The 25,815-nt window shown below is 45.9% G+C and carries 27 protein-coding genes; 18 read left to right on the forward strand and 9 right to left on the reverse strand.

What is annotated here, in order from left to right; all coding sequences use genetic code 11:
- Positions 1–4 precede the first annotated feature (4 nt).
- The 15 genes from AB4503_RS19145 (at position 5) to AB4503_RS19215 (ending at position 11,929) form a co-directional block, all read left to right on the forward strand.
- On the forward strand, positions 5–652 hold the full coding sequence (locus tag AB4503_RS19145; protein ID WP_372115572.1) for a sigma-70 family RNA polymerase sigma factor: 648 nt from the start codon (positions 5–7) through the stop codon (positions 650–652).
- Positions 645–1,325, forward strand: a complete 681-nt coding sequence (locus AB4503_RS19150) for a ChrR family anti-sigma-E factor (protein ID WP_017060966.1) — start codon at positions 645–647, stop codon at positions 1,323–1,325. Before AB4503_RS19145 ends, AB4503_RS19150 begins: the two co-directional genes overlap by 8 nt.
- Before the next feature lie 174 nt (positions 1,326–1,499).
- A complete protein-coding gene (locus AB4503_RS19155) occupies positions 1,500–2,447 on the forward strand; it encodes a DUF523 and DUF1722 domain-containing protein (protein WP_017060965.1) in 948 nt (315 codons plus the stop codon).
- Positions 2,444–3,859: a deoxyribodipyrimidine photo-lyase gene (gene phrB / locus AB4503_RS19160; RefSeq protein ID WP_065583940.1), complete on the forward strand. Its 1,416-nt coding sequence runs from the start codon at positions 2,444–2,446 to the stop codon at positions 3,857–3,859. Before AB4503_RS19155 ends, phrB begins: the two co-directional genes overlap by 4 nt.
- A 14-nt stretch (positions 3,860–3,873) precedes the next feature.
- Positions 3,874–4,305 carry a nuclear transport factor 2 family protein gene (locus tag AB4503_RS19165; RefSeq protein ID WP_017061283.1) on the forward strand — a complete coding sequence of 144 codons (432 nt, stop codon included), beginning with the start codon at positions 3,874–3,876 and terminating at the stop codon, positions 4,303–4,305.
- Positions 4,305–5,036: an SDR family NAD(P)-dependent oxidoreductase gene (locus AB4503_RS19170; RefSeq protein ID WP_019819978.1), complete on the forward strand. Its 732-nt coding sequence runs from the start codon at positions 4,305–4,307 to the stop codon at positions 5,034–5,036. Before AB4503_RS19165 ends, AB4503_RS19170 begins: the two co-directional genes overlap by 1 nt.
- A gap of 2 nt (positions 5,037–5,038) precedes the next feature.
- Positions 5,039–6,310: an NAD(P)/FAD-dependent oxidoreductase gene (locus tag AB4503_RS19175; protein WP_102428126.1), complete on the forward strand. Its 1,272-nt coding sequence runs from the start codon at positions 5,039–5,041 to the stop codon at positions 6,308–6,310.
- Complete coding sequence (locus tag AB4503_RS19180) at positions 6,307–7,113, forward strand: DUF1365 domain-containing protein (RefSeq protein WP_017061280.1); 807 nt, start codon at positions 6,307–6,309, stop codon at positions 7,111–7,113. The genes AB4503_RS19175 and AB4503_RS19180 overlap by 4 nt, the downstream gene beginning before the upstream one ends.
- A gap of 105 nt (positions 7,114–7,218) precedes the next feature.
- Positions 7,219–8,499, forward strand: coding sequence for a class I SAM-dependent methyltransferase (locus AB4503_RS19185; RefSeq protein WP_372115573.1), 1,281 nt, complete (start codon positions 7,219–7,221; stop codon positions 8,497–8,499).
- Positions 8,477–8,998 (forward strand): DUF2878 domain-containing protein, encoded by a 522-nt coding sequence (locus AB4503_RS19190; RefSeq protein ID WP_372115574.1) that lies wholly within the window; start codon positions 8,477–8,479, stop codon positions 8,996–8,998. Before AB4503_RS19185 ends, AB4503_RS19190 begins: the two co-directional genes overlap by 23 nt.
- Before the next feature lie 3 nt (positions 8,999–9,001).
- Entirely contained in the window at positions 9,002–9,577 is a 576-nt protein-coding gene (locus tag AB4503_RS19195) for a chalcone isomerase family protein (RefSeq protein WP_372115575.1), read from the forward strand.
- Positions 9,574–10,116, forward strand: a complete 543-nt coding sequence (locus AB4503_RS19200; protein ID WP_017061276.1) for a DUF3833 domain-containing protein — start codon at positions 9,574–9,576, stop codon at positions 10,114–10,116. Before AB4503_RS19195 ends, AB4503_RS19200 begins: the two co-directional genes overlap by 4 nt.
- A 246-nt stretch (positions 10,117–10,362) precedes the next feature.
- Complete coding sequence (locus AB4503_RS19205; protein ID WP_017061275.1) at positions 10,363–10,626, forward strand: hypothetical protein; 264 nt, start codon at positions 10,363–10,365, stop codon at positions 10,624–10,626.
- Between the two features lie 263 nt (positions 10,627–10,889).
- Complete coding sequence (locus AB4503_RS19210; RefSeq protein WP_017065090.1) at positions 10,890–11,558, forward strand: SDR family NAD(P)-dependent oxidoreductase; 669 nt, start codon at positions 10,890–10,892, stop codon at positions 11,556–11,558.
- Positions 11,559–11,689: 131 nt separating this feature from the next.
- Positions 11,690–11,929, forward strand: a complete 240-nt coding sequence (locus AB4503_RS19215) for an RNA-binding protein (protein ID WP_017061273.1) — start codon at positions 11,690–11,692, stop codon at positions 11,927–11,929.
- 143 nt (positions 11,930–12,072) lie between these two features.
- On the opposite strand, the gene AB4503_RS19220 is transcribed toward AB4503_RS19215, so the two are convergent.
- The 4 genes from AB4503_RS19220 to AB4503_RS19235 all read right to left on the reverse strand — a co-directional run bounded on the left by AB4503_RS19220 (position 12,073) and on the right by AB4503_RS19235 (position 14,518).
- Positions 12,073–12,417 (reverse strand): ribosome recycling factor family protein, encoded by a 345-nt coding sequence (locus AB4503_RS19220; RefSeq protein ID WP_017061272.1) that lies wholly within the window; start codon positions 12,415–12,417, stop codon positions 12,073–12,075.
- A gap of 169 nt (positions 12,418–12,586) precedes the next feature.
- The gene (locus tag AB4503_RS19225) at positions 12,587–13,054 is read right to left on the reverse strand and encodes an OsmC family protein (RefSeq protein ID WP_017065091.1); all 468 of its coding nucleotides are present in this window, start codon (positions 13,052–13,054) and stop codon (positions 12,587–12,589) included.
- Positions 13,055–13,082: 28 nt separating this feature from the next.
- Positions 13,083–13,475: a GFA family protein gene (locus AB4503_RS19230; protein ID WP_372115576.1), complete on the reverse strand. Its 393-nt coding sequence runs from the start codon at positions 13,473–13,475 to the stop codon at positions 13,083–13,085.
- Positions 13,476–13,588: 113 nt separating this feature from the next.
- Positions 13,589–14,518 carry a LysR family transcriptional regulator gene (locus AB4503_RS19235; RefSeq protein ID WP_372115577.1) on the reverse strand — a complete coding sequence of 310 codons (930 nt, stop codon included), beginning with the start codon at positions 14,516–14,518 and terminating at the stop codon, positions 13,589–13,591.
- A gap of 173 nt (positions 14,519–14,691) precedes the next feature.
- Here AB4503_RS19235 and AB4503_RS19240 point away from each other — a divergent pair, with 173 nt between their 5' ends.
- The 3 genes from AB4503_RS19240 to AB4503_RS19250 all read left to right on the forward strand — a co-directional run bounded on the left by AB4503_RS19240 (position 14,692) and on the right by AB4503_RS19250 (position 17,814).
- Positions 14,692–15,375, forward strand: a complete 684-nt coding sequence (locus AB4503_RS19240; protein WP_372115578.1) for an SDR family oxidoreductase — start codon at positions 14,692–14,694, stop codon at positions 15,373–15,375.
- An 82-nt stretch (positions 15,376–15,457) separates the two neighbouring features.
- A complete protein-coding gene (locus AB4503_RS19245; protein WP_372115579.1) occupies positions 15,458–16,666 on the forward strand; it encodes an MFS transporter in 1,209 nt (402 codons plus the stop codon).
- A gap of 59 nt (positions 16,667–16,725) precedes the next feature.
- On the forward strand, positions 16,726–17,814 hold the full coding sequence (locus AB4503_RS19250) for an alkene reductase (RefSeq protein WP_372115580.1): 1,089 nt from the start codon (positions 16,726–16,728) through the stop codon (positions 17,812–17,814).
- Positions 17,815–18,111: 297 nt separating this feature from the next.
- Here the strand turns inward: AB4503_RS19250 and rlmJ are convergent, their stop codons facing one another.
- The 5 genes from rlmJ to AB4503_RS19275 all read right to left on the reverse strand — a co-directional run bounded on the left by rlmJ (position 18,112) and on the right by AB4503_RS19275 (position 25,737).
- Positions 18,112–18,978, reverse strand: coding sequence for a 23S rRNA (adenine(2030)-N(6))-methyltransferase RlmJ (gene rlmJ / locus AB4503_RS19255; RefSeq protein WP_372115581.1), 867 nt, complete (start codon positions 18,976–18,978; stop codon positions 18,112–18,114).
- Positions 18,979–19,179: 201 nt separating this feature from the next.
- Positions 19,180–20,133, reverse strand: a complete 954-nt coding sequence (secF, locus tag AB4503_RS19260) for a protein translocase subunit SecF (RefSeq protein WP_017061264.1) — start codon at positions 20,131–20,133, stop codon at positions 19,180–19,182.
- Positions 20,134–20,135: 2 nt separating this feature from the next.
- The gene (secD, locus tag AB4503_RS19265) at positions 20,136–21,935 is read right to left on the reverse strand and encodes a protein translocase subunit SecD (protein WP_017065097.1); all 1,800 of its coding nucleotides are present in this window, start codon (positions 21,933–21,935) and stop codon (positions 20,136–20,138) included.
- A 276-nt stretch (positions 21,936–22,211) separates the two neighbouring features.
- Positions 22,212–22,676 carry a hypothetical protein gene (locus AB4503_RS19270; RefSeq protein ID WP_372115617.1) on the reverse strand — a complete coding sequence of 155 codons (465 nt, stop codon included), beginning with the start codon at positions 22,674–22,676 and terminating at the stop codon, positions 22,212–22,214.
- Positions 22,677–22,968: 292 nt separating this feature from the next.
- Positions 22,969–25,737, reverse strand: a complete 2,769-nt coding sequence (locus AB4503_RS19275; RefSeq protein ID WP_372115582.1) for a M16 family metallopeptidase — start codon at positions 25,735–25,737, stop codon at positions 22,969–22,971.
- Positions 25,738–25,815: the final 78 nt, after the last annotated feature.

Consider the following 25,815-nt stretch of genomic DNA (forward strand, 5'->3'; position numbering starts at 1 on the left):
TACTATGCAAGTGGAAAGCAGAAGTTCAGGGAACGGCAAGGAGCATGTCATTATTCCCGATAACAAAGTACCTACAGACAACAAAGTACCGACAGAGCTCTCGAGCTGGCTGGTGTTGGTTGGTACAGACCGAGACAAGCAGGCGTTCACCTGTTTGTTCAAGTTCTTCGCTCCTAAGATCAAGCGTTTTGGTATCAGTAAGTTGGGTGGCGAAGCTGCTGCAAACGAGCTAGTTCAAGACACGATGACTAATGTTTGGAAGAAAGCACATCTCTACAATGTAGATAAAGGCGCTGCGACCACTTGGGTCTACACGGTAATGCGTAATGCAGCATTCGACATGTTGCGCAAAGTGAAAGCGAAAGCCGAACAAACGATAGCCGACGATATCTGGCCAATCGATGCGATGGTAGCCGAGTCTCCAAGCGAAGATTTGCCATTCGGTGACCATTTGATGAGCCGACACGTAATGACTCAAATAGAAAAGTTGCCTCTCGCTCAGAAAACCATCGTCAAAGGCGTTTACTTTCAAGAGCTCTCTCAAGAGCAACTCGCTCAGCAACTTGGCGTCCCACTTGGAACAGTGAAATCACGTCTGAGACTCGCTTTAGCCAAATTAAAAGTTCACATGGGGGAACAAGACCATGATTAAACATCACCCAAACGCGGCAATCTTGAAAGACTTCGTCGATGGCACGTTGGCTGATTCAGTTTCTTTGATTGTTTCTAGCCATGTAGAGCTGTGTGAACACTGCCAACAACAAGTCAAGCAGCTTACAGCTGTAGCAGCGAATAATGCTTTTGACGCAGAGCCAGTATTCTCAAATGAAGATCTAGACAGCTTCTCAATGGACGACATGGACTTTGATTTTGACGCGATAGAGCAAATCACAGCTGATACTTCTCAGTCTGTTGAAGTGACTCCAGAGGTTCAGAAAGTAACTGTTGCTGACACGACATTCACAATCCCTCGCGCTCTAAACTCAGTAGCGAGAAAGGACTGGATGAACCTAGGCAAAATTTCACGAGCAAGACTCGATTTTGCTGACGAAGCACACCACACCAGCTTGTTGCACATCGACAAAGATGGACAAGTGCCTTGCCACACCCACAAAGGCTTCGAGATCACGCTTCTTCTAGAGGGCAGTTTCGAAGACGAAATGGGCGTTTACAACAAAGGTGACTTCATCTGGTTGGATGGCAATCACACTCATCAACCGGCAACAAAAGAAGGTTGTGTCTGTTTAACCGTTTCAAGTGATGCGCTTTACTTCACAAAAGGTGTGAGCCAACTATTCAATCCACTTGGAAAATATATCTATTAACCCAGTTGCAGGCTATAAATATACAGGATGGCATAAAGCTATCCTGTATATCGTCAATACATCTGAATAAAAACAACTACGGTGTCAAAGTAAAAACACACCCAGCTCTGTAAATACGATTAGCAATGTTGAACTATAAGAAAAAGCTCAGAGCAAGAGCAAAGGAGCTGGCCAATGGAAAAGAAAATCAAAATCGGTATCAGTGCATGTGTTGCTGGACATAAAGTACGTTTCGACACAGGTCATAAACGCTCTCGTTTTTGTACAGACGACCTAGCAGACTACGTGGAATTGGAACCTGTTTGCCCAGAGATGGCTGTTGGTCTTCCAACCCCTCGTCCAACCATTCGTCAAACAAGAATGCTAGATGACATCATCCATGTTTCTCGCCCTGATGGCTCAGGTGATGTGACCAACGAACTGATCGAGTTCGGTCAAAACTACTCAAAGAAAAACCAACACATTGCTGGCTTTATTGTGTGTCAAAAAAGCCCAACCTGCGGCATGGAGCGCGTGAAGGTGTACCACCACCATGGTCGCGGCTCTGAATCGACAGGCATAGGCATGTTCACCCAACAAATTATGGACGGCAACCCGTTACTTCCCGTTGAAGAAAACGGCCGCCTTAACGATCCCATTTTGCGTGAAAACTTCATGACTCGAGTGTTCACTTACCAAAAATGGCTCGATCTTGTGGATGAAGGTGTGACCAAGCACAAACTGATTCAGTTCCACAGCGCCCACAAATATCTAGTCATGTGTCACCACGTTGAGGGTTACAAAAGCTTAGGCAAACTGCTAGCGGGTAATGATTTAGATATCGACGAACTAGCGGCTCAATACATCGAAGGCTTGATGACGGCGTTGTCTCATCACGCGAATCGAGGCAGTCACGCCAATACGCTGCATCATTTGCAGGGTTACTTTAAAAAACAACTGAGTAGCGCTCACAAGCAAGAGCTGACCAACCAGATCGCATCATTCAGAGAGGGCGTTGTTCCACTGCTAGTGCCACTGACACTGATCAATCACTACCTGATGGAATACCCGAACGAATACCTAGAATCACAGGTTTACCTAAACCCGCACCCTCAAGAACTTAAACTGAGATACGGATATTGAGCGACATACTATGGATACGACGAGACCTGCGGATTCACGATAACCCAGCGCTCGTCGCGGCAGTTGAAAACGGCGTAACGACCGCCGTTTTCATTTCAACGCCTCAAACGTGGCGGCAACACCACCTTGCGCCGATCAAAGCTGATTTCATCTATCGTCATCTAAAACAACTCGATTCCCAGCTCGCTGAATTCGGGATAACGTTGCTTCACCTGAAAGCTAGCGACTTTGACGACCAATCCAAACAGCTCATCGATTTGTGCCAGCAGCTTGATGCCAAGTGCGTCTACGCTAACTCTGAACCAGAGGTCGATGAACAAGCTCGCGATAAAAAGCTGATTTCAAGCGGCCTAAACCTGAAGATCAGCGATTGTGACGTTATGCTGCCACTCGGTAGCGTTCTCAACAAACAAGGCGAGATGTTCAAAGTCTTTACGCCCTTTAAGAACGCTTGGTTAAAAGAAGTTCAGGTGAAAGGCATCATCTGCAGTCCAGCTCCTGTCGAGTCAGCTGAACGTTCACAAACACAGCTTCCTGACGACTTACAAGCCTTAACCATCTCTGCTGACTATGATTTCGATTTTCCGCGTGTTGATTCGAGTCGCTGGCCATTAAGCCAAGATGTATTGGGCAATGTGATCCCCAATTTCTTAGGCAATAAAGTCAACGACTACGCACGTCTGAGAGATATTCCCTCAGTTAAAGGAACATCGGGGCTATCACCTTATTTAGCGATTGGCGCCGTGAGCCCACGTTGGTTAGCGATTCAATTGATTCAGCAGCAACCCGATCTGTTATTTGATACGCAATTACCGGCCTTTTGTTGGCTCAATGAATTGATTTGGCGAGATTTTTATAAGCATTTGATGTTCCACCACCCTAAACTGGTCAAAGGTGCTAACTTTCAGCAAAAATACAATGGTTTAGATTGGTATCACGATCATCCTAGCTTCAAAGCTTGGTGCGAAGGAAAAACAGGATATCCATTGGTTGATGCCGCAATGCGTCAACTGGTTGAAACGGGCTGGATGCACAACAGACTAAGAATGGTGGTGGCAAGCTTCCTAACCAAGCACCTGCTTATTGACTGGCGTTGGGGCGAGCGTTTCTTTATGTCGCACCTTATCGACGGAGACTTTAGTGCCAACAATGGTGGCTGGCAGTGGGCTTCAAGTACTGGCTGTGATGCTCAACCTTACTTCCGAATTTTCAATCCAATCACTCAGAGTGAAAAGTTTGATCCAAAAGGAATTTTTATTCGTAAGTACATACCAGAGCTGCAAAATATCCCAGATAAGCATGTACATTTCCCACATGACTTTATCGCTAAAAACGGAATAGACAGCGAATACTGGCAACCCATCGTTGAGCATAAAGAAGCACGATTGAGAGCCTTAGCCTTCTTCAAATAATTAGAGTGAATATTATGGATAACTCTCTATGGCTTGATAACTTTCTCAACATGTATCGAGAACTCGGAACCGACAATTTCGACGTGCTTAAGACGGTTTATCACCCTGATATTGAATTCCAAGATCCGCTGCATCATGTCAGCGGTATTTCGGCGCTTACGCACTACTTCGAGAACCTCTACACCCAAGTAACCAGCTGTTACTTTCATATCGAACACACTTTCGAAGCGAACGACGAAGCTTCCGTTTACTGGACGATGCAGTTTGCTCACAAGCAATTAAATGGGCAAAAGCCAATCGAAGTACAAGGGCACAGCCACCTTAAGATGCTCGACGGTCAAGTGGTCTACCACAGAGACTACCTCGACGTCGGCTCTATGTTGTACGAACACATTCCAGTACTGGGCTGCGCGATCAAATCCATCAAAAAGAGGGCGAGCCGATAATGCGTATTATGATTACAGGCGCGACCTCAGGTATCGGCCAATCCCTAGCTAAAGATTACGCTCAGCAAGGGCATCAGGTGATTGCTTGTGGCCGCAATCCAGACAAACTGCAAGCCTTAGTTGATTCTCACGATACAGACATCGCGCATTCATCAATTACACCGCTCTGTTTCGATCTGACTGATTACCACAACTTTCCAGAACTCGACCAAGACAAGCCGCTCGATCTGCTGATTTTAAATGCGGGTGATTGTGAGTACATCGACGACCCAGTGAATTTTGATGCCGAGCTTTTTGAGCGCGTCATCAACATAAACCTAATTTCAATTGGCTACGCCCTTAAAGCTTGGTTAAAAAACATCAAGCCCGGCGGCCGTTTGGTTTTAGTCAGCTCCAGCGCCAGCTTTTTACCTTTGCCAAGAGCCGAGGCTTATGGCGCTTCAAAGGCAGCCCTCACCTACTTAGGCAGAACACTTTCGGTTGATCTGGCAACGCACAACATTCATGTCTCAATTGTGCACCCTGGCTTTGTTGAAACGCCATTAACCGAGCGAAATACGTTCTCTATGCCTATGATTATTAGTAGTGAGGCCGCAACTCAGCGAATCGTAAATGGTATCGCTCAAGGAAAGAGTGAAATCGATTTCCCAAGACGATTCATCATGTTGATGAAGCTACTAAGAATGCTCCCAACTCCAGTTTGGCAAAAACTCGCTTCAAGGATGGTATAACAATGAAGAAAATCGCCATTATTGGTTCAGGTATCTCTGGACTCACTTGCGCGCATATATTAGATAAGCACCACGACGTAACAGTATTCGAAAAGAATGATTACGTTGGGGGGCACACCGCGACCGTTGATATTGAACATCAAGGCTCGGCGTTTTCGATAGATACAGGTTTCATCGTATTCAACGATCGAACCTACCCGAATTTCAATCAGCTTCTAGAACAACTCGATGTCGAAAGGCAACCGACTGAGATGAGCTTCAGCGTCCACAACACGACGACCAAGTTTGAATACAACGGCCACAGCATTAATTCGTTATTCGCGCAGAGGAGCAACATCTTCAAACCTCAGTTCTGGTCTTTAGTGTCTGACATTCTCAAGTTCAACAAGCTGTGTAAAGCTCAGTTTGAAAGCAATGAATTCACACCAGACGTTACCCTTGGCAGTTTCCTACGAGATAATCAATTTTCCGACTTTTTCAGCCAGCACTACATCTTACCGATGGGCGCGGCGATTTGGTCGACAAGCTTGGAAGAAATGGAAGAGTTTGAGCTCAAGTTCTTCATTCAGTTTTTCTACAACCATGGATTGCTCGATATCGCGAACCGTCCTCAGTGGTATGTGATACCAAAGGGATCGCGTTCTTATGTTGAAATCATCCTTTCACGCCTAAGTAAGACTGTTGCACTGAATACATCGATTAAACAAGTGACTCGCCAAGAAACAGGCGTCACGATTGAATTTGAAGATGGCAGCGCACAAGGTTTCGACGAAGTAATCTTTGCTTGCCACTCAGACCAAGCCTTACGCTTGCTTGGTGATGCAACAGAACAAGAGCAACAGGTACTGGGCGAGATCCCATACAGCCGCAATGAAGTGGTTCTGCACACCGATACTCGCTTGTTACCAGACAGAAAACTGGCTTGGGCAAGCTGGAACTACATGTTGGATGGCGACAGTAAACGACCTGCCTGTGTCACGTACAACATGAACATTCTGCAAGGCATCGAAAGCCAAGACACCTTCTGTGTCACCTTGAATCAAAGCGAAGCCATCGACCCAGAAAAAATTATTCGCAGCTTTGTTTATCATCACCCGGTACTTAATTCGAACACGGTCGAAGCTCAGCACAAGCGTGAGCAAATCTGTGGCAAAAACCAGACGCACTTTGCTGGCGCTTATTGGTATAACGGCTTCCATGAAGACGGTGTCCACAGTGCACTCGATGTGACCAAACGCTTCGGTTTAGATTTGAGTACGAGTTCCGCGCTATGAACAGTCAAACCCTGACACCCGAGATGGGGATCGCATCCGAAAAGAGTGAAGAGCTCAGCGGTATCTATTGGGGTAACGTCAGACATCGCCGCTTTGGCGACATCACTCATGAGTTCAGCTATCAGCTGTATATGATGGGGTTAGATCTTGATGAGCTGCCCCAAACCACAGCGCGCAGTGCGCTGTTCGGAACTCGTTGGTACAACCCGATTCGCTTTGTCGAATCGGATTATCTCGCTGAAAAAAAAGAAAATGTCACCACGGATGAACCAAAATCACTTAAGCAACGTATAGCTTCCAAAGTGCAACAACTTGGTGGGGTTTGGTCTGATTCAAACCGTGTGACGATGCTGGCTCAGTGCCGCTGTTTAGGCATCTACTTCAGCCCAATCAACTGTTTCTTCTGTTATGACGAGACTGGAGATTGTAAGTACATGTTGGCTGAGGTGAGTAACACGCCTTGGCGAGAAAGACACTACTATCTCATCGACATGCACCAAGAATTGAAGGTAAAAAAAGAGTTTCACGTTTCGCCGTTCATGGATTTGAACATGACTTATTTTTGGAAGATTAAGCCACCAGCGAAACGCACGTTAGTTCACATCGAAAGCCGCCGAGACGACAAGCTTTTCGATGCGACACTAGCCCTGACGAAGCAGTCAGTAACCAAGACAAACATTAGACGAACGGTATTCAAGATTCCGGCGATGACGATAAAAGTCGTGATGGGAATTTATTATCAGGCTCTCAAATTATTCCTGAAAAAAGTACCGTTTGTGGCGCATCCAGACTCAACATCTTAAGCGCTTAAAACAGAAATCATTTCTAGCTTGGGTTCGCTCCAATCAAGGAGCTGAACTCAGCTTAGTTGGCACAAAATATTAGAATGAGTTATCAGCGAGGTTTACATGGAACAGCTTGCCAAACAAAACAACAATATTGAACAACAAGCTAAAGCCGTTGCTGTTTCAAGCAACTGTAAATATCGAGCTTTAATCTTCAAGGTTTTAGAAAGCCTGCAATTCGCAACGCTTGAAATCATTGAGCGCGACCAGCATTCAGTATTTGGTGATCGAGAAGCTGAATTGAAAGGTCGAATCGTGATTCATGATGCGACCTTTTTTAGAGATGTGGTCATCAATGGCAGCATTGGGGCATCTGAAGCCTATATCGATGGTAAATGGACCAGCCCAAACCTCACGCGTGTGATTCAAATCATGGCTCGTAACCAAGCCCAATTGGATGAGCTTGATGACAAGACACAATGGATTTCTCGCATCAAAAACCTATTGCTGCGCCGTAAGAATGCCAACACCGAGCAAGGCTCTAAGCGAAATATTCTCGCCCACTACGACATTGGCAACGAACTGTATGAGCGCTTCTTAGATAGCTCGATGCAGTACTCTTCCGCAATCTACAGCGAAGACGCAGAAACCTTGTCGAAGGCTCAACAAAACAAAATGAAAACCATCTGTGAGCGACTAGAACTGTCTGAGAAAGATAGCGTGGTCGAGATAGGCACAGGGTGGGGCGGCTTAGCCATCTTCATGGCGCAACACTACGGTTGCCACGTCACCACTACCACGATCTCAGATGCCCAACATGCACTTGCTGAACAGAGAGTAAAAGCGCTTGGTTTAACCGACAAAATCACCCTGCTCAAAGAGGATTATCGCAATCTCACTGGTGAGTATGACAAGTTGGTTTCGATCGAGATGATAGAGGCGGTCGGACATGAGTATCTACAAACCTTCTTTGAAAAATGTTCCTCGCTACTTAAGCCCTCAGGCAAGATGCTGATTCAAGCAATTACTATTGCTGACAGCCGTTACGACAAATACCGCAAAGGTGTCGACTTTATTCAGAAGTACATCTTCCCCGGCGGTTGCCTACCTTCTGTTTCAGTGATGACCCAACACCTTGCGACCAGCACCGACCTTGTGGTTCAAGAAATTGATGACATTGGCCTGCACTACGCTCGAACGCTGAATGATTGGAACATCGCCTTTGAAAATAGTTGGGAAGAGCTAGAGTCTCTCGGCTATTCAGAAGAGTTTAAACGCTTATGGACCTTCTACTTCTGCTACTGTGAAGGCGCATTCAAAGAGCGCGTGATCAGCACTCACCATGTAGTCGCAAGAAAACCTCGTTACTTTGGAGCAAAAGATGAAGCGGTTTTGGATTATTAATCTCGTACTGTTTCAAGCGACCTGGGTTTGCAGTGCTTTCTTTACCGCGCAAGCCCCGTTCGTCACACCACTGATTGTAGTGGTTCACTTCCTTCTATCACCGACTCGCAGTAGCGATTTGAAGATACTCATTTTATTACCATTGGGGCTATTGCTTGATAGCCTCTTACTCCACTTCGGCGTGTTTACCGTCCACTCTGAAATTGCTAATCAATCGTGGTTCCCGGTGTGGCTTGTCTGCCTGTGGATCATGTTCTTAATCAGTTTTAACCACAGCCTAAATTGGCTTTTAAAATGCTCGAAAGTGATCTTGTTTGTCATAGGGTTCGTAGCAGGTACTAGTAGTTATTGGGGAGGCATCAAAGCAGGTGCTCTTCTTACTACTTGGCCAGATGCATCGGTAGTTGCTGCCCTTGCAATAAGTTGGGGGATTTTGTTGCCCTTACTGGTGGCCGCCTACTCCAACTTAATACAACCTAAAATGGCAATAACGAGGTGACTTATGGCTTATCCACGCAACCCGACACAAATGTTCAAACCTGAGCGAGGTATTGTTCGCGCTCATCAGCAAGCAAAAAACACACTTCTAAGCTTTATTACTCTCCCGTTAATCTTTGCTGCGCTGTTATTTGCCGGACACGCTAGAGCCTCTGCTGTCGATGATCTGAACAAACGTGGTGAGGGTGAAATGAGTTACCTGTTTTGGACTCTCTACTCGGCAGAATTCTACGCGACTCCAACCAACTCCGAACGAGCTTTGAAGCTTGAGTATTACCGCTCTATCGATAGCAAAGACCTCGTAGACGCTACCGAAGATCAGTGGAACAAGCTTGGCTACTCTGACAGCAACATTCAACGTTGGTTGAAACCCTTGTACGCGATGTGGCCGAACGTGGAAGAAGGAAGCACACTCACGATTCGTGTCGCTGAAGATAACGTAAGTCGTTTTTATTTCGATGAACAACCGATCGGCACCATCCAAGACAAGCAATTTGGTGAAGCCTTTCTAGCGATTTGGTTGTCTGAAAACACCTCTGAACCCGGTCTTCGTAAACAACTTTTAGGTTTGAACAAATGAATCCAAAAACAACAATAATAAAATTTGCTCTGGCATTTTTTTCACTCACTTGGCTAGTGGGCTGTGGCTCTGCAAGTTTAGAAGACCATGTCGACACAACGCCAGAGCTCAAGCTTGAAACCTTTTTTAATGGCGAGCTAATGGCCTACGGCATGGTGCTAGACCGCTCTGGTAACTTACTGCGCCGCTTTGATGCCAAACTGATCGCGACTTGGGACGGTGACAACGGAGAAATAAAAGAGTGGTTCTCTTTTGCTGATGGCGAGCGCTCAACTCGCGTTTGGAATCTGATCAAAACCGGCGAAAACACCTATTCTGGGACTGCCAACGATGTCGTTGGAACCGCTTATGGTGAAACCCAAGGTTCTGCGCTGTATTGGAAATATGATCTAGAAATTGAAGTAGACGGCAGCACCTATGAAGTGGTGCTCGATGATTGGATGTTCTTAATGGACGATAAACGCTTGTTCAACAAGACTGAGATGTCTAAGTTTGGCTTTAAAGTCGGAGAGGTCATCTTATACATCGAGAAGATTTGATGTAACTGCCGTTTCTGATTCTTAGTTTTAAAACGATGACTACATCTACAGTACGTAACAAAACAGCCCACAACGAAAATTGTGGGCTGTTTTGTTTGATCCCTCGAATAGCATACATGCATGCTCAAGCCATTGTGCTAAGATGCGCCACCAGCATACAAATGGACTAGACTGACACTAAGCAGTCCCCATTTGTTTCGCTAAGCGTAGATTCCCTACCATGAATAATTGAAAAGGCTTTAAAGCATGAGCAAGTTGACCTCAGCGGAGCGTAAAGCTCGCGACAATGAACGTTTCTCACAACGCGTAAACGACCGCAGAGAAAAAGGTGAAGACGTAGTTGCTTACGCACTGACCAACAAAAAAGCTGTAAAATTCCTGACTAAGTCAGAGAAAAAACGTTTCAACGAAACGAGAGCGACTCTGCAAGAAGAGAAGCGAGTGAAAGAACAAGAAGAGCTTAACCGAATCGAAGACGCGTTCACGATCAAACAGTTCGACGACGAATAATCACTTATGATTACTCAAAAGCGCTGGCTCTATGCCGGCGCTTTTACTTGTTAGTTCGTTGTTTTTTAACGCTGTTATTTCTTGCTAAACCCGTCGATTCTTAACGGCTTTCCCCCACTTTCTTAGCTCAGCCTTACCGCTCGACCGATCACCCAAGCTATTAACCTATCAACCAGGCTATCGATCAACTTTAGCCATAGATCTCAGAAAATCTTAGCCTAGCCCCTTACTATCTCGAATCAACTCTACAAATTGAAGACAGTATGATTTTAATTACCGGATCAAGCAGCGGTTTAGGCGCAGCTCTCGCGAAACAATATGCTAACGCCGACGCTCAGCGCGTAGCCATTACAGGTCGCAATGCACAACGTTTAGCAGAAGTGGCGCAAGGCCTACCTGCGAATACCATTAGCCAAGCGTGTGATCTCTGTGACCCGCACTCAGTGAGCGAGTTATTGGATGCGTTACCTGAAATGCCGAAGCTGGTGATCCACAGCGCTGGCAGTGGGTACTTCGGTAAGATAGAACAGCAAGATCCAACCATCATCAGCGACATGCTGAAGAACAATATTGAGTCTTCGATCTTTTTGATTCGCGAGCTTGTACAGCGCTACAAAGATCAATCGGTCACCATCGCTGTGGTGATGTCGACGGCGGCACAAGGTGCTAAAGCGGAAGAGTCCACCTACTGCGCGGCAAAATGGGCCGTGAAAGGCTTTATCGAATCGGTAAGGTTAGAGCTAAAAGGTCACCCGATGAAAATCGTGGCGGTTTACCCTGGAGGAATGGCGACCGAGTTTTGGAATACAAGCGGTAAAGGCATGGATACCTCGAGCTTTATGACCGCGCAAGAAGCCGCTCAGATGCTACAACAGGCGTTGACCAGCACAGAGCATGGATTCGTGTCAGATATCACGATAAACCGCGGCTAGCAGGTAAACAGCTCGCTTAATCGGTAAATAGAGCGACACATTACCAAAGAAATGATTAGAGTAATTATTTGTGAGGGTGAGCATGAAAGTGTGCGACAATGCTCGGCGTAAATTCATATTCAAGGTTTATTATGAAACTTCTAGTTCGTAACCTATCGCGCTCTACCTCTGAGCAAGACATCCGTGTGCTATTTTCTGAGTTTGGCTCAGTAAAAGAGTGCAGCCTAGTTTTAGACCAAGAAACTGGCGACTCAAAAGGCTTCGCTTTTGTTGAAATGCCAGAGCAAGAAGAAGCTAAAGCGGCACTAAACAAGCTGAACTTGTCAAAGCTTGGCAAAAACACGATTCGTGTAAAAGTAGCGAACTCTTAATCGATTCAATGCTTCATCAGCCGCATGGCTTAGCTTAACAGCAGCACAGATGATAAAGCCCGTAACGATATGACGTTTCCAGCGCAATATCGTTACGGGCTTTTTGCTGCTCGCAATTCTCTTTTCACACGATTTGAATACGCCTACAGACCTTCATGTTCATCAATAGCACGTCTTGCTTCGGCCATTGAACATCCAGATTCCATCACCAGCTGAGCCACAGTCATTGAAGGTGTAGCGGCCAACAGAGATGCCAAACACACCACGGGTTTAGGCAGCACTTTGTCGATTGCAATTGCTATCCAACCGTCTTTTTCATGGGTTAACATCGTTTTAAATTCAACGAGTTGATACTCTTGAGCGACCAACAGCCAATTACGCGAACGACGAACTCGTTTCAACTGACATCCACATTCCGCAGCATTCACCATCACTTGGCTTTTATCACTCACACGATGTACAAAACTATTCAATGGGACGCTAAACATAACTCTCTGCTAATCAATCTATTCCTACCATTCAAGAGCTCTCTACCTATCTCTCAAAACTTTCTAACTGTCACTCAATTAAAACCGTACGTAGGATTACACAGACACAAAAAAACCGCCAGTGATGCACTAAGCAACCTCGCGGTTTTTGGATGTTAACGCGTGTGGTTTACGCTTTAGTTTCTACCACAATGTCCGTTTTTACCGAGTTCGCGATAAAGCAGTTTTTGTGCGCCAAGTGGTGCAGTTTGTCGAGCTGCTTGGCGGTGGGCTTTTTGGTACCTAAAAACACAATTTTAGGGCGCAGAGTCACCTTAGTGACCGATGAGCGGCCAGATTCATCTTCTTCCAGCACACCAATCGCATCATCGACATAGGAGTCGATCACGTACTTCTGCTTTGCGGCAATGCCCAAAAACGTCAGCATATGGCAGCTAGAAAGTGCCGCGATAAACGCTTCTTCTGGATCAACATTCGCTTCCACCGAAAACGGCAGTGGCACAACATGTGGAGAGGACGAAGCAGGCACAGTGACACCACCATCGAACTCCCACGTATGACCTCGACTGTATTGATTGTCGCTAAAGACTTCATCTTCTGCTTTTTTCCAGCGAATGATCGCTCCGTATTCAGACATAATTCCTTCCTTTTTTATGCTCAATAAATTAACGATCAGCTGGATGATTGACACCATCGTTGGTCACCACATAACCAATATCAAAAGGGTTTACCCCTTCCAAACAGCCGATGTTAAAACCGTATTCGTTTGGGCTAGAACGGCGCTGATGATGGGTATAGATACCGCAGTTTGAGCAGAAGTAATGCTTCGCGGTATTGGTATTGAATTGGTAAAGCTTGAGATGCTCTGCACCTTTAAGGATCTTGATGCCATCCAGCGCAACAGAGCCCACAATCGCTCCCCTGCGACGACAGATCGAGCAATCACAGCGGCGTGGTTTTTCTATCCCGTTAGGTAAACTGAGCTCTAGTTCAACCGCACCGCAATGGCAGGTTGCCTTGTGAAAAGGTTGGATAACCGTATCTCCGACGACTTTCATTTTTCTCTCCAATCACATCCTTATGTTGGTCGTATCATAACCAGTTCAATGTTCTCTGTCCGTACCCGGGTGTTGAGTTCGAGAGATCTGTCATGCGCTGCTTCTCGGCTAATCTAACTAGACTTTTCAACCAAATCGCCAAACCGCTCAAACAAGAAATCAAGAAACAACCGGATACGCTTGGGCTGATATTTCTTGCTGATGTACACCACATTCAAGTCAGCACTCGACACCGACATCGCGGTATTGAAGTTTTTCATGTAGCCATTAAGCAGAGTCACAAGGCGTTGGTTATTGATGTCATCTTGCACATCCAACACCGATTTAAGCGCAATGCCCTCACCTTTTAATGCCCAGTAGCGAATCACTTCGCCATCGTCTGAAAATCGCTTCGGCACAACCGTCACCGACTTCTTCATATCATGGTCTTGGAAGTGCCATGTCTTGAGCTCTTCATTGCTACGCAGCATGGCTAAACAGTCGTGTTCGACCAAATCTTGTGGTGTTAACGGTGTTCCATGTTTAGCAAGATATTCAGGAGAAGCGCACAACACACGTCGGCTTGGCGATAAGCGTCTGGATATCAAACTGCTGTCGACCAGTTCACCATAACGGACCACGATATCCATGCCAGATTCAGCAATGTTCGAGAGGTTATCGTTCAAATACAGGTAAGGAATAACGTCCGGATACTGCTGACAAAACCCCGAAAGTATAGGAAGAATGTACTGCTTTCCGATGTCTTTCGGCGCGGCGATTTTTAGCGAGCCTTTGACTTCTTTTACACCATTTTGAATCAGGTTTTCGGCCTCACTGACGTTGTCTAAAATCTCCGAACACGCCTTGTGATACAGCTCCCCAGAGTCAGTCAAAGACACATGACGCGTACTTCGATTTAACAACTTCACACCATATCGTTCTTCAAGTGCCTGCAACCTTGCTGTCATCGTCGCAGGAGAAAGCCCTAACTCTCGCCCAGCCGCTGCTAGCCCGTGATGCTTAACAATACTGACGAACATCGCCATATCTGAAAACTTATCCATACGATTCTCGCTTCCACCTCTTCGTCTTACTTCTCGATCTTAATGCTCGATTTGAATACTCAGTCACACTATTCAGATTAACCGAATAATGAATTTATATTTTAACCAATTATCAAATTTAGTCGAATAAATATAATGACAAACATCAACAGAACAACGCAGGAATTCAGAGCATGACTAACGAATCGACTAAACAAGAGAAACACACTTTCGTCATCATTGGTGGCACATCAGGTATCGGCAAAGCACTAGCGATGCAACTAAGAAACGAGAGCAACACGGTACATATTGCCAGCCGACACACAGGCGTTGATATCACCGATGAAAAATCGATTTGTGAATACTTCGAATCGATTGGCGTGTTTGACCACTTAGTCGTAACCGCTGGCTCATCCGCTCCCGCAGGAAAAGTAACAGACGTAGCAACCGCAGACGCTAAGACAGCTTTTGACACTAAGTTTTGGGGCAGCTTAAACGTAGCCAAACATGCCGCACGCTACATGACGCCAAACGGCTCTATCACCTTCACAACTGGCATGTTGTCACGCAAAGTTGTTGCTGGTACTTACGTAAAAACCGCCATCAACGCCGCACTAGAAAGCGTAACCAAAATACTGGCGAAAGAGCTATCACCCATTCGAGTCAATGCCGTTAGCCCGGGTTTAACCATGACGGAAGCCTACAAAAACATGGACGATTCCGCTCGTACAAGCATGTACGACAACGCCAAAAACAACCTACCCGCAGGCAAGGTTGGCGAGCCTTCAGAGATAGCCATGGGTTACCTGTTCGTAATTAATAACCCATACGTCACAGGGTCAATCATCGACATCGACGGCGGCGCTCTACTCGGCTAACACCCCGCAAAGACATAAAGAACAATCGTTAGGGCGTGTATCTCACGTCCTAACAAACAAGAATTAACACAGGTACTTCACTATGAAATCAGAAGCGATCCATAAAGAAAAGATCCCATTCCAAGTTTGGATACTGACACTCGCAGCTTTTGCCATCGGCACCGCTGAGTTTGTTATTGCAGGCATCCTTCCACAAATTGCCACATCCCTTTCGATCACCGAAGGTCAAGCCGGATACCTAATCAGTGCTTACGCATTGGCTATCGTTATTGGTGGCCCGATCTTAACCATCTACCTCGCACGTTTTAACAAGAAGATGGTACTGATTGGCTTAATGGCACTGTTCATCATCGGTAATGTCTTATCAGCCCTTGCTCCTAGCTACCCACTTCTACTTGCCAGCCGTGTTATCGCAGGCTTAGTGCAAGGCCCTTTTTATGGTATCGGTGCGGTTGTTGCAACCAACTTAGTGTCTGAAAAAATGGCAGGTCGTGCCGTTGGCCAGATGTTCGCAGGCTTAACACTCGCTAACGTTCTTGGCGTTCCTGCTGGTACATGGGTGAGCTTGCAATTCGGCTGGCACACTACTTTCTTTACCGTGGCAGCACTTGGCACTGTCGCGATGCTTGCCATTCTGACTTCGATTAAATCGACCGGTCACAGTGAAGCGAAAGACATCAAAACTCAGCTTCTAGCGTTCAAAAATCCAATGTTACTGATCAGCTTAGCAATCACCGCTTTTGCTTGGTCTGGCTTCATGACGCTTTACGGCTACCTTGCGCCAATCGCCATGCACATCACAGGTTACAGTCAAGAATCAGTGACTTGGATCTTAGTGATTGTAGGTGTTGGCTTAATCATCGGTAACACCTTGGGCGGACGCTCTTCAGATAAAAACCTAGGCAAAGCTTCAATGTTTTGGGCTATCGCGATGATCATTTCATTGGTGGTGGTTGGCCTTGTGGTAGACAACAAAATCCTATTCGTTGCAGCTGCATTTATCTTTGGTATTACATCATTTGCGAACGTCCCTGCCATGCAACTTCGAGTAATGAACCACGGTGGCGAAGGGCAAGAGCTAGCAGCAACTGCGAATATCTCAGCGTTTAACTTAGCCAATGCCTTTGGTGGATTCCTTGGCGGCATGGTACTCGACAGCCAACTAGGCGCAGGCATGATTCCATTCGCAGCCGTTGTTGTCCCAGTGATTGGTTTGTTGCTTATTGCAAAAGCCAACCGATCTGAAAAGCCACAGAGCAACTCTATTTTCAGCCCAGCAGAAAGCAAATAACGCGACTTATCGCCCCAATAAAAAACGAAAGATCACAGCATTAAAACAAGGTAGAAACCATGAACAAATTATTTGAAAAATCAGAACTGAAAGGTCTAGAACTGCAAAATCGCGTGGTTATGGCACCCATGACACGCGCTCGCACTAGCCAACCTGGAAACGTGCCCAACGACATGATGGCGACTTATTACCAACAACGAGCAAGTGCAGGACTTATCATCACTGAAGCCACACAAATTTCAGATGACTCTCAAGGTTACTCATTCACACCCGGCGTTTATACCGATGCGCAAATCGAAGGTTGGAAATCAGTCACCACAGCAGCAAAAGAGCAAGGTGCCGCGATCTTCTGCCAACTATGGCACGTAGGCCGAGTATCACACCCTACCTTTCAAAAAGGCGAGTTGCCGATTGCACCTTCAGCACTGGCACCCATAGAAACGCAGGTTTGGATCTCTGATGAGAATGGTAACGGCAACATGGTGGATTGCATCCAACCAAGAGAGATGACCCAAGCAGACATCGATCGTGTTGTTCAAGATTTTGCTAACTCAGCGAAAAAAGCAGTCGAGGCAGGGTTCAACGGAGTGGAAATACACGGTGGCAATGGCTACCTGATTGATCAGTTCCTAAGAACCAACTCAAACAAACGCACCGACAACTACGGCGGTAGCCGCGAGAACCGACTTCGCTTCCTAATCGAAGTGGTTGATGCTGTGATTGAAGAGATAGGTGCCGATAAAGTAGGTGTACGTTTGGCCCCATTCATCACCTTCAAAGACATGAACTGTCCAGACATCGTACCAACGATTTTAGAGGCATCGAAGGCACTTCAAGATCGAGACATCGCTTACCTGCACCTATCAGAAGCCGACTGGGATGATGCTCCAGTTATCCCTGAAAGCTTCCGTGTCGAACTAAGAGCCTTGTTCTCTAACACCATCATCGTTGCCGGCAGCTACACACCACAACGCGCCGAAGAAGTACTAAGCAAAGGCTACGCCGATCTCGTCGCATTTGGTCGCCCATTCGTTGCTAACCCAGATCTAGTTTCACGCCTACAAAACGGCAACGAACTATCAGAACTTGATGGCGCCACTCTGTTCGGCGGCAACGAAAAAGGCTACATCGATTATCCAGTGTTGTAGTGAATCTTAAATTGATAGAACTGCCTTAGATTTTCCTTCAGGCAAAAGAAAGGCTCGCGTGACTAGTGCGAGCCTTATGCAGTTTAGGGGGTAAACCACAATCTGATATTAATTAGGGGTAATTATTTAACTTATGAGCCATTATGCACTTGTGCGCATTGATATTCTATTTTTAAATGATTCACTGCAATTAATCAATCGATAAAAGTTAGCGTTTGGTCAATTTAAACCACATAGGTAACAGTGATTTAGTGAGTGATGTCTAGAAAACCATCATAAAACCCATAAAAATCAGATCTATAAACTTCTCATTTGCCAGTAACCTTCACCATTAGTCGCGAGTTGGCTGTGTAAATAATCGAGCGTATCTGCGACCGTTCCCGCAATGCCTTGTGGTGGATTGAACAACAGCAAACCACTGCCGATCAGGCGATCATCACCCTTGGGATCTCGAAGGCGAAGTTCCGACTTGATCGGACTTGGTAGCAAACCATCTTTCACCGCTGTCACGCAGTGGTTCAAAATCAGTGAGCTCTTATCATCCGTGTAGAGCGGGTACCAAATTAATGCTGATACCTTCTCAGACTGCTGATACGCCTTAACCAAGGCATCGATCACCGCGAGATATTCAGAATCGGTTTCATAGGGCGGGTCGATAACAATCAGGTGATGGTTGTCGTGTTTTGCTATGTCGTCAGGCAGTGCTTTCAAGCCATCGCCAGCGGTAATGGTGAGCTTACTTGAAACATCAAGATCGCGTTGCAGCTTCTCAATGTTGGTTTGTAATAAGTCGGCTTCATCTTGCTGAATGTCTGAAAAATAGAAGCTATCTTGGCTGCGGCCTTGTTGGTAGGTGATGGCTGCAGAACCCGGATAGAGAGAGATAAGTTGGTTCGGATTGTAGTATTCCAGCACCGACATAAAAGAAGCGAATGCCGGAGGAAGATAAGCCTTGTTTCGCCACAAGTACCCAACCCCTTCAGCAAACTCACCAGCATGATTACTTGGTGCAGTGTTGAGGTCATAACACCCTGTACCAGAGTGCGTGTCGATAACATTGAGGCGTGAATGTTGCTGCATTAATGACCGAACAAGTGCACTCAATACTGGATGCTTTAGCGCATCACCATGGTCGCCTACATGACATTGATGTCGATATTCCATTCCCTTGCCTTATTTCTACGAACGTCATCTAAACATACTTCATATCATGAGGGCTTGCCTGCTCAATCCATCGTTTTTTGAAATAGGCTCTCTTTTCTGTAACAGTTTGACTCTTATAAAAAATAAAGCCCCTCGTTTTACTATAAACGAAGGGCTTTGTTGACGTTACTGACTAAGTTGTACTGTTAACCAATAGATAACCTAAGGGTACTCACCCTCAACTTCTACCGGCGCTTTCACTTGGTAGTGACAAGGCTGTAGACCAAGTAACTTAGGCAGTGTGATACCTACTGAAACTGAAGACCAAGTACCGCTGACAATACCTACAACCAGTGCAATCGCGAAACCTTGCAGCGCAGCGCCACCAAGTAGCCAAAGTGCAGATACGGTGATTAGCGTTGTACCTGAGGTCACCATGGTGCGTGAGAAGGTCGCTTTAACCGATTCGTTAAGCAGGTTGTCAGTGTCACCATTTGGATTACCACGCAGCATCTCACGGACACGGTCGGCAATGATGATCGAGTCATTCAATGAATAACCCAAAATCGCCAACACAGCCGCTAACACAGTCAGGTTGAACTCGAACTGAGTAAAAGCGAACAGACCCAAGATAAGCGTCACGTCATAGATGATTGCGGCTAGGGCGCCGAGTGCTAAACGCCATTCAAAACGTACACTCAGGTACAGCATGATCATTAGGAAACACACCAATACCGCTAAGCCACCTTGGTCAACCATGTCTTGACCGACTTGAGGGCCAACCACGCTGCTGTTAAGCACTTTTACTTGGTCGCTGACAGAAGACAAAGCATCCACTAAGTTTGGCTGTGGAGCATCTGTCAGTTGGCTATAACGGATTGTCCAGCGATCCTGTTCTGCCATACCAACCACTTGCACGTCTTGTTGGAAAGCTGTATCAAGTTTTGTTTTTAACGCATCTTTAGTGACTTGATCAGAGAGCTGAACCTCGGCAACCACACCACCTGTGAAGTCCAAGCCCCAGTTAAAACCTTTCACCGCCACCAGCATCACAGAGCTCATGAACAGCACAATAGATATCGCAGACATCACCTTACGAAGGCGAGTCATATTCTTATCCGAAATATAGCTATTTGAAAAATAGCGGTCTGAAATAGTCATTTTTGAAGTACTCATGCTTAAATCCTTACATCGTGGCGTTGGTCACGCCCCCAAACCAAATTGATGATCGCTCGTGAAGCAAAAATGCCCGTGAACATACTGGTTAGAAGACCTAAGCCTAGAGTTAGAGCGAAGCCCTGAATCGGTCCATTACCAATGGTGTATAGAGCCACAGCAACGATCATGGTGGTGACGTTAGCATCGAAAATTGACGAGAATGCGCTATCGAAACCACGATCGATAGAGCTAGCAAAGCTGCGCCCTTCTTTCATCTTGTCTCGAATACGCTCGAAGATAAGCACGTTAGTGTCTACCGCCATACCGACGGTCAGTACCAAGCCCGCAATACCCGGCAGAGTTAACACCGCACCCGGTAGCAAGGCAATCAAACCAAACAACGTGGTCATGTTAACTACCAATGCACAGTTCGCGACCCAACCAAGGCGGCGGTACCATAGCGCCATAAACGTTAGCGTAAGGCCAAGACCAAGTGCCAAAGCAGCAAAGCCGTTGGTTACATTTTCAGCACCCAGAGATGGGCCAATAGTACGCTCTTCAATGATGGTAACAGGCGCTGTTAATGAACCGGCACGTAGCAATAGAGCAAGCTCTTGTGCTTCTGCCATGCTGCCTGCACCAGTGATTCTGAAGCGGCTACCCAGTTGAGATTGGATGTTCGCCACACTGATTACTTCGCTGGTTTTTTCGCTGTTACCGGCTCTGTCACGGCTGTATTCGCTGTAAACGGTCGCCATTGGCTTGCCGATGTTATGGCGAGAAAACTCAGACATTTTCTTACCACCAGAAGAATCCAACGTGATGTTTACTTCTGCACTGCCCATCTCACCAATGCCACTACGCGCATCGATAATGTGTTCACCGCTCAGCACTGCTTTGCGAGCAACCACGACACGATTACCATCTGAATCTTTCAGAGTTTGAGTATTGCGCGTTGCGTTGTCGTACACAGAGTAGAACGCTAATGAAGCCGTAGCACCAATCACGTCTTTCGCAGCTGCAGGGTCTTGTACACCCGGTAATTCGATACGGATACGGCTTTCTCCTTGGCGTTGAATCGATGCCTCAGTGATGCCTAGCTCTTCAATACGGCTGCGCATGATCTGTAGGTTTTGTTGAACCGTTAGGTTGCGTAGCGTTCTTTGTTCTTCTTCAGACTGAGTTAACGTTAGCGATTTATCTGAACGGTCACGTTGCCATTGTGGGAACTCTTCACGAATCAGTTTTTGTGCTTTCTCGAAATCGGCATCAGTACGGAAGTTAAATTCAACTTGGTTATTCACCACTTTACCGCGTGCATAACGCACTTGGCTGGTGATTTCATCGACCACAGATTGCGCTTGGGCGTGGTAAACCGGTTCCATGTCCACTTCTAACAGGAACTGCACACCACCACGTAAGTCAAGGCCTAGCTGAATCGGTGCGAAGCCCATGTCAGTCAACCATTTCGGTGCTGCTGGCTCCATCGCTAGCGCAACCGTCGCGTTATCCAATAGGCGCTCATTCAGCACCTCTTTAGCCTTCGCTTGTTGTTCTGCGTCTTCCAAGATCACGACTAAACGTTGGTCTTTTTGAAATGCCGATTTGGCTTGAATGCCTTCGCTCGCAAGGTATTGGGTAATTTGGCTAGCATCGATGGTCTGTTCAGAACGGTTGTTAATTTGAACCGACGCATTCTCGCCATACCAAGAAGGTAAAGCACTCAGAACCATGATGATGATAGTGGCGATAAGCACCACGTATTTCCACTTTGAGTAGTGGTTTATTTGTTTTCTTTGAATGCGTTTTTTCACAGTCAAGATCTCTTCTTTCTACCAATCACCGTAAATACGTGCTCAAAAATAGCACCAGAAAAAAGCAGTGATCGAGCATTTTAACCAGCTAGGGTGACCAGTTATTTACTACGATTGGTATGTCTAATATTTTGCGAACACGAGCGATGGCTAATCACGACCAGAACAAGCTGATTGAAAGATAGTGATGCTAAAGCTGATGTCGCTATGTTTGTCTTGGTTAACTGGCGAGCTCAATGGGCACGAGGCGACCATCGATACGACCAATTTAGGGTCAAACGATTAGCTAAGAAGTTCTCGGAAATGCGAGTATTGGATGTTGCCCTCTTTCCACCCAGAAAGCCGGGAGGACGGAGAACTCACAATACTGGTCCAGTGCAGCTTGGAATCCAACAACGGCGTGTTGAAGAGCAGGGAAGCCAGTATTGAGGGGGGAGAGAAGTCAATCAGTAGATGATAAGCAGGCTCAAGATCGGCCACGCTTTCTTGCTCGTTACTGAGCATACGTCTGAAGTTTGCTGCTTGAAGGCTTGATTCGGTGTCGTGATAGTTAGAACTGTCACCAGAAGGCACGGTGCCAAACTGAGCCTTATCGCACTCTAAGTAGCTCGACGGATTATCCATATCAGCTTGTTTACAAAGATCATTCTGTGAAGATTGCTCTTGAGCCGAGTATATTTGAAATGGCTTAGAAGGAAACGAATAGCCGTTAGAATTCACTAAGCCAAAGCTCAGTAAAAACAACATTAAGACTAATCGGGTACCCAGTTTAAGCAATCTAATATCCAAACAACATTCTCGTAGATCGTCAATCTACAATACAAATGAAACGCTGTCTTGATTTAAAACATTTTTTTAGAAAATGATACGATGCAACCGATTAAGCGATCTCAAAATTTAGATTTACATAGATCTAAAACGGCTTAACAACAGGTGAGGCATAGACGTTATGAATGGTGGGAAAACAAGAAAGCCAAGCGGTGCTCGCTTGGCTTTGAGTTGTCTCTTTCTGTTGGTTTCAAGCTTTAGGCTTTAGGCTTTAGGCTTTAGGACGCATGATGTTCTTAACCTTACGGCTATCTTCACCAAAGATGCGTTGGACAAGTTGATTCATGTCTTCCGCAGTAATCGACCTCGCCACTCGCTCAACTTGAGACAAAGCTTCGATATCGTAACCATGAAGTAAATAACGAGACAGATACCATGCTTGGTCAATAGAGCTCGTCTCGAGAGGCGTGAAGTCCGCTTCAAACTGTTTCACGACTGCGTGCATTTCCTTTTCAGAGACGCCTTGTACAAGGTCTGCAATCACTTTATCGATCGCCACTTCAACTTGGTCAACGTTCTCCGGCGCTACCATCGCCCCGATAACCCACTCACCACTCAGCTCACTATCTGCGGATGCTGAATACGCATATGGCGAGTAATCTAAGCTCAACTCTTCACGAATATAGGTATCTAAACGAGTCGCCAACAAGCGCTGCAGCAAGTCTTCCATGAAAACATCTTTTGCCGACATTTTAACTTCAACGCTAGGCTCAGAGATAACTCGTAGGATGTACTCTGCACTATTCACATTGTTGATCGCTAAATCAATGCGTGATTCAGATGGCTGCTTGTAAGCCACCTTAAATTCAGGAACCTCAGCTTTTTCTAATGGAATCGAAGCCAAGTATTGCTCAACCAAAGGCTTTAATTCACTTGGGTCGATGTCACCCACGATCACCAATTGGTTATGCCTCATTTGACCAAACAATTGCTGATGAAGATTAGCGACGTCTTCCACAGAAACCGCTTCAACACGTTCTTTATCAACAAAGAGGTGGCCACTGTCTTGACGATAGATATTCTGGTTTCTTGCGCGCTCAAACTGACCGACAGGGCTGCTCAAGAAAGATTCTTGACCTTGTACAAACTCCTGTTTCACTGCCTCTAACTGCTCGGGAACAATTTTAGGCGCAGTTATGAAGGTATAAAGCGCAGCAAACGTATCTTTAAGTCCGTCTTTATTGATATTAAATTCAATACCATGATGAGTATTACCAATGAAAGAATCGGCGCTAATATTTTCACGATCAAAGTACGCTAAAAGCTCAGAGCCCGTAAACTCACCGACACCACTTCGAGCGAAGGTAGGTAACGCAACCTCAACAGCTGGGTACAAGCTCGGATCCAAAGCGGCTTTTCCGCCGAGGCTCATGTACATCACCCCAACATCATCACCTGCCTCATAATCACGCAGGTACCACATGTCGATGCCATTGCTTAACGTCCACTTTTGGATGTATGGGTCTACGGACATTTGTTCAGCAAGTACAACCTCGCCTTGCGAGCTAGGTACAGCAAAAGCACTGGCTGTTCCTATCGCAAGCGGCGGAATTCCCGCCTCGCTATACGTGGCTTTTAAGCTATCTAGAGAGTTAATGACCGCTGTTCTGTCTTCATTGTCGTCCATCCCAATAACAATAAAGTAATCATCAGAAAGTAGATTCTTGATGTTGTCGTTAATCACTTCAAGGCTCAAGTTAGCAATGAAAGCTTCCAAACTTACTTGATAGTCTTTCTGTGATTGGACGATTCGATCTGTGACTAACGCACTCGCTTTGTAGTTCGCGTGTTCAACGCTATCCATTTTATCCCAGTCATGCTCGATGTTGTCGAGTAAGTCTTGATAGTAGTGCTGTTCGCCAACAATATCCGTTTCCGAAACACCAAAATCACGCAATGACGCCAATGTAGAAAGCAGATCTTGTTGGATTACTTCACGGTCTCCAGCCGGAAACCCAACACTTATTGCCGAATAGTGCAGAGCACCCATTCGATAGCCATCAGACGCTATCCATTGAGTCGGCAGCGCGGCATCATTAAATACTGCTTCTAATCGTTGTCGAATCAACTGTTGAGAGGTTTCATCTAACCAACGTTGATGCTGCTGAGCATGATTTTCAACTCTATTTAAACCTCGGTTAAACGTCAGAGTGATGCTTGGCGCTTCTCTTCCTGCGTACTCAACATAATCATCTTCATTGAATGAGGTCATTTTCTGTTTCTCTGGTCTCGGCGTATCGCCACGCTCCCAGCTAGAAAACTTTTCTTCAATAAGTGGAATCACAGTTTTGATGTCCACATCACCAGAAACGACCAGCTCAACTATTTGAGGTTGATACCAAGTCTGATAAAAGTTGGTGATGCCTTGAGGAGTAGCATTCACGATCGACGATTTAGTCCCTAATGCATCTTGCGATTCGTACGGGCCGCCTTCAATGAAGTGGTCAAAGAATTTCTCTCCGAATGACTTATCATCGAGGCGAGCCATACGAAACTCGCCAAGAACCACGCCTTTTTCTTTTTCGACTTCTGAGCTTGATAGATCCAGGCCATCACCAATGTCACGCATCCACGTCAAAGCAGACTGCAATTGGATGTTATCTGGCAAATCTAACTGGTAGACCGTCTCTTCATAAGAGGTGTAGGCATTAATATCAGCACCAAAGCTAGCGCCTGCGTCTTCGAATAGACGAATCACATCGTTCTGAGAGAAGTTTTTACTGCCATTGAATGCCATGTGTTCCAAGAAGTGCGCGTAGCCTTCTTGTTGAGAAGTCTCTTGAATCGAACCGGCGTGCACGACTAAACGAACAGATACGGATTCTTCATGATCTGGATAAACATGATAAGTAAGGCCATTTTCTAGTTGGCCTGAAGTCCATGCCGGATCCGGCTGGATTGGCGTTTCGGTAGTTTTTGATGTTGAGCTACAGCCAACTAAGGTGAGGCATAGAGCCGTCGCTAAATAATATGTTTTCATAACAACCTCTTAATGTCATTCATCAACAATATACAGATTGAGCTAACGATTATTATTTAATATTGAACCTGATGAGTA

Origin of the sequence: Vibrio sp. 10N.222.55.B11 (assembly GCF_041473705.1) — a bacterium.
GTDB lineage: Bacteria > Pseudomonadota > Gammaproteobacteria > Enterobacterales > Vibrionaceae > Vibrio > Vibrio crassostreae_C.